10 protein-coding genes are annotated in these 12,054 nt (G+C 42.8%); 1 reads left to right on the top strand and 9 read right to left on the bottom strand.

All coding sequences use genetic code 11. The annotated features are described in order from the left end of the window. Positions 1-20: 20 nt before the first annotated feature. From ONZ52_RS01285 to ONZ52_RS01265, 5 genes are all read right to left on the bottom strand, one after another. Entirely contained in the window at positions 21-974 is a 954-nt protein-coding gene (locus ONZ52_RS01285; RefSeq protein WP_265216826.1) for a VOC family protein, read from the bottom strand. 20 nt (positions 975-994) lie between these two features. Continuing rightward, positions 995-1,378, bottom strand: coding sequence for an alpha/beta hydrolase (locus tag ONZ52_RS01280; RefSeq protein ID WP_265216825.1), 384 nt, complete (start codon positions 1,376-1,378; stop codon positions 995-997). Then, the gene (locus ONZ52_RS01275; protein ID WP_265216824.1) at positions 1,332-2,153 is read right to left on the bottom strand and encodes an alpha/beta hydrolase family protein; all 822 of its coding nucleotides are present in this window, start codon (positions 2,151-2,153) and stop codon (positions 1,332-1,334) included. Before ONZ52_RS01275 ends, ONZ52_RS01280 begins: the two co-directional genes overlap by 47 nt. Before the next feature lie 170 nt (positions 2,154-2,323). Further along, complete coding sequence (locus ONZ52_RS01270; protein ID WP_100186996.1) at positions 2,324-3,685, bottom strand: DUF1329 domain-containing protein; 1,362 nt, start codon at positions 3,683-3,685, stop codon at positions 2,324-2,326. Positions 3,686-3,702: 17 nt separating this feature from the next. Beyond that, positions 3,703-5,313 (bottom strand): DUF1302 domain-containing protein, encoded by a 1,611-nt coding sequence (locus ONZ52_RS01265; RefSeq protein ID WP_100636380.1) that lies wholly within the window; start codon positions 5,311-5,313, stop codon positions 3,703-3,705. 152 nt (positions 5,314-5,465) lie between these two features. Between ONZ52_RS01265 and ONZ52_RS01260 the strand changes: the two genes are divergently transcribed. After that, the gene (locus ONZ52_RS01260; RefSeq protein WP_265216822.1) at positions 5,466-6,383 is read left to right on the top strand and encodes a LysR family transcriptional regulator; all 918 of its coding nucleotides are present in this window, start codon (positions 5,466-5,468) and stop codon (positions 6,381-6,383) included. Positions 6,384-6,535: 152 nt separating this feature from the next. Here the strand turns inward: ONZ52_RS01260 and ONZ52_RS01255 are convergent, their stop codons facing one another. The 4 genes from ONZ52_RS01255 to ONZ52_RS01240 all read right to left on the bottom strand — a co-directional run bounded on the left by ONZ52_RS01255 (position 6,536) and on the right by ONZ52_RS01240 (position 11,965). Continuing rightward, positions 6,536-7,315: a cyclase family protein gene (locus tag ONZ52_RS01255; RefSeq protein WP_265216821.1), complete on the bottom strand. Its 780-nt coding sequence runs from the start codon at positions 7,313-7,315 to the stop codon at positions 6,536-6,538. Between the two features lie 7 nt (positions 7,316-7,322). After that, positions 7,323-8,483, bottom strand: coding sequence for an alpha/beta hydrolase family protein (locus tag ONZ52_RS01250; protein ID WP_265216819.1), 1,161 nt, complete (start codon positions 8,481-8,483; stop codon positions 7,323-7,325). A gap of 388 nt (positions 8,484-8,871) precedes the next feature. Then, positions 8,872-10,155, bottom strand: coding sequence for an anaerobic sulfatase maturase (locus ONZ52_RS01245; RefSeq protein WP_265216818.1), 1,284 nt, complete (start codon positions 10,153-10,155; stop codon positions 8,872-8,874). After that, complete coding sequence (locus ONZ52_RS01240) at positions 10,130-11,965, bottom strand: arylsulfatase (RefSeq protein ID WP_265216817.1); 1,836 nt, start codon at positions 11,963-11,965, stop codon at positions 10,130-10,132. Before ONZ52_RS01240 ends, ONZ52_RS01245 begins: the two co-directional genes overlap by 26 nt. Positions 11,966-12,054: the final 89 nt, after the last annotated feature.

Raw genomic sequence — 12,054 nt, 5'->3', positions numbered from 1 at the left:
AAGCTTTTTCTATTATAAAATTACTCGTAATCGCCATTTTGAGGCGTGTCTTTTCCAGGAGACCATTTATTTCTGTAACGTAGTAAAAAAGCTTGAGAGTTATCTGCCCCCATCGGGAACGCACGAGGACTCCAGTTTTTATCATGCAAATCCATGTCGGCATCCATCTCGATATGGCATGCAAACGGACTGTTGAAATACCAGAACCAGTTTGATCCCATAATATGGCGACCTGGCCCCCAAAAAGCCTGATAGCCCTTTTCAATAAACTGAGAGCCGTTTTGCATTACTTCAGTGGGACCAGCAAAATGGAAGGTGAAATGTTCGACACCTTGCATAAACGCTGGCGCACCAATCAAGAAATGTGTGTGGTGATCTAATGTGCCTGCTGGCTGTAAAAACGGACCCGCCCCTTCGAATCTATCTGTGCAACGGAAGCCTAAACGCTCAACATAAAATGCTTCAGCTTTAACGGGATCAGGTACAAAATACACAATATGAGACAAGGTTCTAGGACGAATTGGACCCGCATCTAATTGCACCGCTCGATGATTAACAGGTCGTTGAAATGGAGAACCTGGAACATTGGAGATTTCACCTGCCAAGTTCAACTCTTTACGAGTCGTCACCTGAAAGCCAATCACAAAACCGGAATCATCCGTAGACTCAATAGAACCATCCGCCAGTGTACGAACTTTTCGATCTTTGCTCAGCTCTGCACGAATCGCGTCGATCGTCTCTTGATCAGCAACTCCCATTACGGTTTTGCGCATCATGCAGCCATTACCAATACTGGCAGGAATACTTTCATCCGAGACATGAGCCAAAACAACAGCGGTGCCATCTAATGCTTCAAAACGCCCGCCTGTTTCAGTTACATCAACAGGAAACAAACCGTAATCCGTTAAAAAAGTCGCACAAGAAGCAACATCCTCAACACCAAAAATGATGGTTTCTAAACCGACTATCTTCATTATCTATTACCTCTTTACGATTAGGCCGTATGACCATTCAGTGTTTCTGCTACCCAATCGGCGATATAAGCCCCAGCATTGGCAGAGTTATCAAAACTAGAATGCTGAACCCCTCCTTCACGGTCTGTGAAAATTTTCAGCTCTTTGTTAGGGCTATTAACCAATTGCTCGTAGGTTCGATGCGCCCATTTCAACGGGATTTGAGAATCTTTTTCGCCATGCGTCACAAGAAATGGCACCTTGATGCGATCTAACACGCCATCTAGATGAACGTTTTCTGCAATCGCCATGAACTCATCCATATCTTTTGCACCCCATACCCAACGCACGTGCTCCCAATAATGAGGAACTGGAAAGCTACCTTCTTTTTTCTCGGCGGCGTTTTTGTACATCTCGCCAATCATGATTCGCTCCCCATACCACACCACAAGCAAATCTAGGCTCAAACGCCACCGCACGAGGACAGTAATAACCGCCTAAAGAAACGCCTTCCATACCAATGCGTTTGGCATCGATTTCTTCACGAGTTTCTAACCAATCAACAATACGGCTTGCCCAATGCTCGCTATCAAAACGCGCCGTAAAACCTTGTAAACGAAGTGCTTCACCGGTGCCTGGCTGATCAACAATAAGAGAAGAAACGCCTCGTTTAGCTAACCACGCGGGTAAACCAACGCGATACTTCATCTCCTTTGTGGAGTCCAAGCCGTTGACTTGAACCAAAATTGGCGCTTTACCGTCAACGCCTTCTGCACGAACATACAAAGCTGCAAGGTGTTTACCTTCGTATGGAATCTCTACTCGCTCACAATTTTCTTTTGCTAGCTCTAAACCACGAGCAAATATTTCTTGAAAACGCTGATACAAGGCTTCTCGACCTTGTGATCCATGCGCTTGCAAACGCTCAGCTGTTAAATAATACGTCGCCGCGCGACCATATTTGTCACCGGCAGAAATCAAACGACCACGCTCTTCATCCTCTTTAGCCAATTCACACAACTTATCTGCCATGCGCTCCCAGCTGTCACGAAAAGCCTTGGAGCCAGCAGCGTCTTTTGCTTTAGCAGCTTCCTGAAGAGGCGCACACATTTCTTCAATCTCACCAATACGCGCGCCCATTTCCAAGGCAAGATTGATAGAAAGATCCCATGGATAATTAGTGGGAAAATAACGAAACATAAATACTCCAACGTCTTTTATTTGAAAGCTTACAAACTATTTGGTTTGTAAAACAAAGCCCTCTCAAGCAAACCAAAACCTGTATCAAAGGACGAGCGAAGCCAAAAGGGGTAAGGCTACGCCCTCCCTTTGATACAAAGGTAATCGGATTAACTGAGTATTAAATAAAGCTATCGTGTGCCTTGACGCGCTAAGCCTTGACCAGTAAAAGTACTGGTAGGAAAACGCTCTACAGGCCTATTTTGGGAAGGCTTATCATTCATGACATTGGCCACATAAGCCTCACTTGATAGCAAGTTATAAAAACCAAAGGTTTGCGGAATCGTTCCTGGGAACTCAGGCATGATGTAGTTAAACTGCCATAGTGTTTTCCATAACTCACCATTCGAGTCCCAACGATCAGCCAAAGATGCCTGCCAAGTATCTTCATCTAGATAGTATTTACTGCGTACTGCTTGATGGCGTTTGCCCTCTGCAAGCGTTGCTTCAACAACCCAAACGCGATGTAATTCCCAACGTACAGCATCTGGATTCAAGTGATTTCCAGTAATGGCTTGTGCATCGCTGTATTGTAAAAAGCGGTTTTCGTTATAAGGAATGAGTATTTCTTTTTTACCTAACAATTTCCAATCAAACACTTCAGTAGTACCAGAAAATACGCTCAACTCATCGAAAGACATTAAACCAGCCGTCGCAGGAGTTGGCGTGTCACAGCAAGCATTTGGAAGTTTACGTACACGACGCTGACCCGTTAAATACACATAAGATTGAGTTTTATCTTCATCGACGTTGTTTCTCCCAGCAATACGTTCTCCCGCACGAATTGGCGGTCCGTAGTTTTCAAGGTTTACTTCCCAGAAATAGCCATCAAACTCTTCGCTTGAGCCTTCCTGAAAGTAATAAGGCATTTGGTTCTTCAATAGACCATCCGTTGTCAAAACAACTTTGCCACTTGATGTAATTTGATACTGGTTGATATCCGCTTCCCAGCTCACACCACGCCAAGACAAACGGTGATTGTTAATAGCTTCTAGACCATTTTGAGGAATCGGAAATGGGATACCTGCATAAGCACCACTAATCTTGTGACCATCCATTTTTGCCTTCAGAGCATTTTGTACTGTGTAGTTGTATACCCACTCTGGTGCTGTCGCCGTTCTATGAGTTTGGTAAACATCTAGACGATAAGTATCTGGATACTTTTGTAGCATCGCCTTTACACCATCGGTTAACTTATCAGCATATTTATCCATATTCGCTGCAGTAACTGTATATAACGGCTTCTCACTAGCGAAAGGATCTAAGCGCTTGCCACCCAATATTTCACCTTTTATTGGATCATTAAAACCGCCGGTCCAAGCAGGGATAGAGCCATCACTGTTGCCTGCTTTTTCACCACCAAAAGGGGTCAAATCGGCACCCAATCGAGCGGCTTGCTCTGGGCTAACAGCGGCATAAGAAGCCAGTGAAAAACAACCTAGTACTGCAGAGGTAACTAAAATACTAAGAGAGTGTTTTTTATTGTTATACATCATCATTCTCCAAAAAATTAAAAGGTGGTGCTTACAGAAGCAGAGATAAAATCTCGATCTTTTTGCGACTGCTTGTACGTTGCGTTATTTGAACTATCATTGAATAGCCCTTCATCTCCTAAATATTTGATATAGCTCAAAGAGGCATTCCAACGATTTAAATAAACAGCATTAACGCCAACGTTAATATCACCACCATCATCAACACCAAAAGACGAACCTAACGCTGAAGATTTACCCCAAGTATGGCCAATACCAATAGAAGGACTTAGATCAACTCCATCGAAAGCTTGACGATACATCGGCGAATAAACCATTTTTATGCCAACAGCAGATTTGTCGGCGTTAGGGTTTAACTTGTCTTCATTTTGAGTAGTTTTTACGCGAGTGTTCCAAGCAATTTCACCAACAAAACTGGACTCTTTAGATAGGAAATTCGACCCTAAACTCGCCAACCAAGAGAATTGAGCATGAGCTGTCTCACCGATGGCATATCCAGGATTTTTATCGTTGTCGTATTGCACACCTGACGTTGTTATCGATGTAGAAGCACTCGCAAGAGGTGCATTTACACGATATGAAATTTCACCGGCCAAGCTCCAAATCCCAACGGTTTTTGCCATACTGGCACCATAGGCTTCAATGCCTTTGGCATAAGCCCATTTGTATTGACTAGGATGGAAAGAAGCATCCAAAATGGTATACATATTACTTGGGGAGCTAGAATCAAAACGAATTGCGTACAAACCAAAGTCCGCATCAAGGTCATAATCACTCCATTTAAGTTGTAGACCGTATTGACCGGAGTCAGAACCTTCATCATCAGAGGTGTGTGTTGCTGTGTATGGTCCCGCAAGTAGTTTTTCACCTTCTAATGTATCTCCAGTAGAAAGATAAGAACCTGCGGGAAGGAAGCGAGATTTCTCCCACTCATAACCCACATAAGCACCTAAAGAGGCCGTTTCAGAAATAGGAATATCAATCGAAACCTTGCCTGTCGGTCTCATTGTTTCTTTAAAAGTAGAGTTAGGCACAGATGATAACTTCACCACATCAACAGGCCCTTGACCTCCAGCAATACCGTTAGAGCCAAAAAACAAACTTTCGCCCCACAACAAGCTATGGCGCCCAACACGAATCGTGCCTTCCATTCCATTCATCACAGGGAATCGTGAATAAACAAAAGCATCAAGGATTTCGGCATCTCCACCCATGGTTTTTTTGGTGGTGTCTGAGAATTCACTGGCAGGGGTGTGGTTTGAACTTGTGCTGGTATTGTCTGTATCTTGATGATAAACATCGTCGTACCAAGCAGCACCACTAATACGAACACCGGCATTTTTATAAGACAGGTCAAATTCGGAAAATAGATCTAAACGACTTGAAACCAACCCTTTATCAAAGTTGTTATCACCATCGTTATAATTAGCTGCACCACTTCCTTGAGTTAAACCTGAAGAGGCATCCTTGGTACGAAAAGCGGTACTGTATTTGACGGTATTACCTAGACTGACCCTTAAGTCAGAATTATCTGTTTCTATTTCAAATCCATAGGCAGTAGAAGTACTAGAAACAATGGCAATAGCCAATGCTTTTAGCCGAAATGGCGTCGAGTTGATTATTTTCACTTGTTCTTCCTCTCAAATTTTATTTTTATGTTTTTAAGAACAAGCTCAATGTAAATCACTAAAACCTTTCAGGAAAATCCTTTAAATTGAATCGACCGTTCGATACTATCGAATGATGAAAATAAAAATAACCAGTGATAAGAGATCTTAAAATGCGCTTTAAAAAACTTGATCTAAACTTACTTGTGGCATTAGACACTCTATTAACCGAACAGAGCATTACCAAAGGCGCAGAAAAGCTCAATATGAGTCCTTCAGCGCTAAGCAACTCTTTATCAAGATTAAGAGAGTATTTTGAAGATGATCTGCTAACACAAATCGGTCGAAGAATGGTCATTACTCCTCTAGGAGAAAACCTAAAAGTCAGTGTTCGTAACGCCTTAAACAACATCGAAAGTACGATTCTGGTACAACCGAGTTTTGACCCCAAAACCACGGATCGAATCTTTAGCATTTTCTGCTCAGATTACACCCAAACTGTACTGATTCCTCACGCATTAGAGATAGTAGGAAAGCAAAAAAGCACGGCTCGCTTTCAACTCTTAGCCCAAGTTGCAAACAACCCACACGAACAACTCGAACAAGGGAAAGCCGATTTGCTTATTATTCCGTCCGATTTTATGTCTACGGAACATCCTAGCGACATACTGTACGAAGAAGAATTTGTTTGTGTTGTATGGAAACATAGCAAGATTGCAGCAGGAGAATTGACTGCAGAAAAATACGCAGCGGCAGGCCACGTACTAATGCGACCAGAGGCAACTAAAAGAGATTTTTTTGGAACTTTATTTGCACAGAAATACGGTATTAAGCGCCACGTAATCGCCACAACCTTCAGCTTTGCTTCTCTACCTGCACTGGTGATAGGTTCAGAAAATATCGCCACTATTCACGCGAGATTAGCGAAAAAAATGGCTAAGGTTTGGCCACTTAAAATATTACCTTTACCTTTTGATGTTCCCCCAATGAAACAATGCGCACAATGGCATCAATACCGAAACAATGATGAAGGGCTAATTTGGTTACGAAATACACTAAAACAAGCGGCAATTAATATGGATATAGAGTAAACGACACTCTGTCGTTCGACAGAGACTCTCGATTGGGACACCCTTTCACAATGCGCACTGACTGAACAGCAGTGCGCTACGTTTTGCGCTAGAGTGTTAGGCATTTTTCATGGATTAAATCTTGAAAAATGCCTACATCTCACAACATTCACTCAGTTATCAATAATGGCGACAGCACGAGTCCAGCCAGCGGAACCACCACGCACCTTATGAGGAAAACAGGACACGGTATAACCAAAAGCAGGCAAAGCTTCGAGGTTATGTAGTTTTTCCAAATGACAATAACCGATGTCTCTACCAGCTTTATGCCCTTCCCAGATAAGAGAGTTATCACCGGTTTCTGCAACGCGTTTAGCGGTATAGCTAAAAGGTGCATCCCATGACCAAGCATCAGTACCTGTGACTCTCACACCACGCTCTAGTAAATACATAGTAGCTTCATAGCCCATACCACAACCGATATTACAAAAATTGGGGTCCCCTACCGCCGTACCCGCTGCCGTATTAACCAACACAATATCCATAGGCTGCAGCTCATAGCCAATGCGTTTCAACTCTGCCTCGACATCCGCTGCGGTAACGACATAGCCGTCTTCAAAATGGCGAAAATCCAGTTTTACTCCAGGGCGAAAACACCAATCCAGCGGTACTTCATCAATGGTAATCGCCCTTTCGCCATTATTCATAGTAGGATGAAAATGCCAAGGAGCGTCCAAATGTGTACCATTATGGGTCGTGAGCTTTACAGTTTCAGCCGCAGCAAACCCGTGACCACCAGGAAACTCATTTGCTGCCACACCTGGAAAAAAGTGATTCGCTTCTGGGACAGTTTCCTCATGCGTCTGATAAGTGATTTCTGGGCGCATAAACGGCGGATCGGTAATGACATCATTCTCAAGATAAATTGATAGATCAATAAATTGACGTGACATAGCGCTCTTACCCCTGTTTTCCGCCTAGTGTTTTAGCGAACCAATCTGCAATGTAATCACAACCGAAACTCATATTATCGGCACCAACATGCTCGACGCCGCCTTCTCGATCGGTAAAGATTTTAAATTCACGATTGGGTGAATTAACAAGCTGGTCATAGCTTTGATAAGCGTAATCAAGACTAATCTGACGATCTTTTTCACCATGCGTAACAAGGAAAGGAACCTTTATTTTTTCCATAACGCCATTCAGGTTCATACCTTCCGCTTTGGCAAAAAAATCGTCCATATCGGTCGCGCCAAATACCCACATAACATGCGCCCAGTAATGCGGAACAGGGTTTTCGCCCTCACGCTTCAGACGTTTCTGCTGCACTTCTGCCCAGTTGTGATTCGCTCCCCAGACTGCACCTGACGCAAATCTAGGTTCGAAAGCAACCGCTCGCGGCGCAAAATGCCCACCTAGTGATATACCCGTCATGCCAATACGAGCAGCATCAACATCATCTTGCTGTTCTAACCAATCAACGGCTTTTGACGCCCAAACTTCACTATTCGCTACCGCTGGCAGCCCATATGTACGCAAAGTTTCACCTGTTCCAGGCTGATCAACGCAAAGGGTTGATATGCCTCGTTTCGCCAATGCTTGCGGTAGGTTTGACCAATACAGCATCTCTTTACAGCTATCCAGACCGTTACAATAAACGACGGTTGGATGAGGACCTTCTCCAGGCGCTCGAACATACAAAGCCGGCATGGTTCCGCCATTTTCTAGAGGAACCTCTACGTATTCGCAATTATCCTGACTCAATAGAATACTTTTGCGGAAAGTAGACTGTGCCTTATTCCATGTCGCCATACGATTGGGATGGCCCTGCCCCTGCATTCTCTCTGCAACCATGAGATACAGAGCCGCTCTTTTTAATTTACTGCCCGCAGAAAAATAGCACCCCGCCGCCTCATCTTCATCGGCTAGACCAATTAGCTTGTCAGCCATTTTCACCCACTGCTTTAGAAACTCATCCGTACCTGCGTCATCCCCGTTCTCTGCGGCCTCGCGTAATGGTTTACACATATCAATGATTTCGCCAATCTTAGCTCCGCTTTCTACCGCAATAGAAACCGATAAGTTCCATACATAATTCGGAAAGTATTCAAATAACGCCATATTAAAACCTCTAATTTTTATAATAGTGCTAAATCATTTATTGACCCATAAAAGTCTTAAATATTGATATAAAGTAATTTCACAACCAATAGAACTCATCCAAATTCATTTAAAAAACCTTAAACCTACAGTAAAATCGGATAAATCAACAAAAACTCTCATAAAACTAGATCAATCGATATAAACAATGAATTATCAATTTAAAAACACATTCAATATAAACCACTTCATATTTTCACAAAAAACCTTTAAACAGAATCAACCTTTCGATTTGATCGAAAGGTCTTAAAAACCTCTTACACATTTATAAAAATAAGGTACTAGACCTCAATGCTTTAATACTATTTGGCATACTAATAACTTAAAATATCTTCAATATTGCTTTACGTTATGAGTAAAATCTTCGTCTTATCTCTTGCTTCACTTTTTTCATTGGCAATTGATGACTTAACAAGCCTATGGTTTCTGACATTTTCGGCACAGCATGAGAAAAGTGCGCTTTGAAACCATCACATAGATAGTTTCGGTTTAACAAGCCATCACTAGAAGACTCAAAGCGATGCTTTGGGCAGCCGCCATGACACACGGAGCGCACCTCACATTGATGACAATCAACACTGATATTGTTGAGTTTGTCTTGCCCAAATTTGAGATTCTGCGGAAGATTTACTAGATCAATTAGCGATGTTTCATTTACGTTGCCTAACTTATGCTCAGGGTAAACGTAGTGATCGCATGAATAGACATCACCATTTGATTCCATTGCTAAACCATTACCGCACGTTTCACTAAACACACACGCTCCTGGACGACCAACAAGCTGACTCATAGTTTGCTCAAAGTTCATCACAAAGACATCGCCCAAATCGTTTTGAATCCAATGGTCAAAAATCGTATTCAAAAACTTGCCATACGCTTTAGCTGGGACAGACCATTCAGCAAGGTTTGACTCACCAGAAAATGTCGGTTGAATCAAGGTTAAGCCATGGCTATCTGGGACAATGGCTTTACGCTCAACTAAGGGGATGAATTGCATATATCGACTGCCAATACGTTTTAGAAACGCATATACATTCAATGGCCGCTTAACGTTTTCTGCATTCACAACCGTTAACGTATTAAAGTCCACATTGTGTTTTTTGAGCAGCGCAACACCCTTCAATGTTTCGTCAAAGGTACTCTTACCTTTACGGGAAAGACGATAAGTATCGTTACTAATCCGATCCCCATCGATAGAAACACCAATTAAAAAATGGTGTTCTTTGAAAAATAAAGCCCATTCCTTATCAAGCAAAGTCGCATTGGTTTGCAAGGAATTAGTCACTGTTTTATAACCACGATAGTGCTCTTGAAAAGCTATTACCTGACGAAAGAAGTCCACCCCTAACAGCGTGGGTTCACCTCCCTGCCATACAAAATCAATAACCTCTCCTTGCTGAGACTGAATTTGCTCACGTATGTAATTTTCTAGTGTGGTATTGTTCATACGCCACTGTTTTTTTCTATCTGGGTAAAGATGCTCTTTCTCCAGGTAAAAACAGTAAGTACAGTCAATATTGCAGACCGAACTGCTTGGTTTGACCATGACACCGAAGTGGTTTATTCGATCTATTGCCTTGTGACTCACCATATCGCTAACAACCATCTTATCTGCCGTTATAAGAAGCAGCATGCTCCACGACGTTATTTTGGCGAATGTATTCGCGGAACTCTTCTTTCATATCAGCCAACAATTCGGGATATTGAGCTGACAAGTCATTAGTTTCCCCACGATCTTTAGAAATATCATACAAGGCAAAAGGAACATCCTTTGTGAGCACAGGTGTACCATTCAAAGGCGCTTGCTGACTCAACTTCCATTTCCCCCGAATGACATAACTCGCGCCCATTAACTCATCGGCTAACACAGTATCGTCAGAATGCACTTGAGTAAAAGCATCGGGGTGCTGCAAAGCCGATAAAAAAGAGGCCCCCATCGGTGCATATATGGACTTTCCTTTATAACGATCACCCGGCATATTCACACCAGCCGCTTCTAAAAAAGTAGGCAAAATATCTGTTACCTGCATTCGCGCAGATGACGTAGGTTTGCTTTCTGTCTGTCCAGCTAATTTAATGATCAGTGGTGAAGAAGTGCCGCCTTCTGCTCCAGTAAAGCCTTTAAATAAACGAAATGGAGCCGCACTCACTTCAGCCCAACGCGGCCCATATGCCACAGCGGATCCAGGCTTACCCATGTTTTCTAATGAATTATCGACGGCTGTATTAGGAATTTTTGGCAAATAAGCAGAAGCTCCTTCAGCGCCATTATCGGACATAAAAACAATGAGCGTATTTTCATACTCACCAATATCCTTCAAATGCGACACTAAACGACCAATGTGTCGATCTAGATTACTCACCATAGCAGCGTAAATTTCCATCGACTTCGCTTCTATCAACTTTTCTTCAGAACTTAACGCATTCCAACGCTTTGGACCAACAGACTCACTGGCCACTTGATTAACCGCAGCCATCAATCCCAAGGACTTCATTCTGGCAATACGCTTTTCTCTAATCACGTCATAGCCTTCATCATACCGACCTTTTTGAGCATCAATGTCCTCTTGAGGTGCTTGTAATGGCCAATGTGGAGCCGTATAGGCTGCGTAGGCAAAGAAAGGTTTACCATCGCCACGACTCGAATCAATATAATCAATTAGCTTATTGGTATAGAACTCCGTGGAATAAAAGTCTTTTGGCAGCATGTTAGCTGGAAACACACGATCGTCTTCGGCATACATGGTGATATCAAGCGGAGTGGGGGGCGTGGAAGGTGCAAAATGAGAGCCACCACCATTTATCAAGGTAAATGACCGGTCAAATCCCCGCGCAAATGGCAACGCTTGCTTGTTAATTCGATACCAAGTTTTATTATCTTGATCTGGGGCTTTAATATCGTATGCTAAATGCCACTTACCCACCATGTACGTATGATAACCAGCATCTGACAGTAGCTCAGGCATCGCTGCGGTCTTCTCACTTAAATGTCCACGATAGCCTTCTGGAATATTGTCAAAATCGTACGTATTGGATTTTCCCCATGGGGCATTAATTGACTTATTTTGAATGATATTGAGTCCTACCACCTCCCCCATATTACCAATGCCAGCCAGATGATGATCAACGCCTGTCATTAAGCTTGCCCGAGTAGGCGAACACACTGCAGCGGTATGAAAATTCGTCAGTATTCGCCCTTGTGTTGCTAACGCATCAATATTTGGCGTGTTAATTTCACTGCCAAAAGCACTTAAATCTGAATAACCCAAATCATCTGCCATAATCAACAATATATTAGGGCGACTAGGGCTAGAGGGTGCAGTGTCAGCCTGAATAGCAACCGACGTGGTTAATAAAGATACGGCAACAAGGCCAAGACGTAAGTGAGGAATTTTGAATTTCAACAAGGCATTCATGCCACTGTTTTGAAAGCGATCAATCATAGATATATCCACTAACTAGCTGTGTATTATTTTTATTAGAAACAAAACTACCAGTAATTAGACTCTGATCAAGCCCTTAAAATTGAATC

Origin of the sequence: Marinomonas rhodophyticola (assembly GCF_026113935.1) — a bacterium.
GTDB lineage: Bacteria > Pseudomonadota > Gammaproteobacteria > Pseudomonadales > Marinomonadaceae > Marinomonas > Marinomonas rhodophyticola.
The sequence above is the reverse complement of the archived record's forward strand: the minus strand, read 5'-3'. Positions and strand labels throughout refer to the sequence as shown.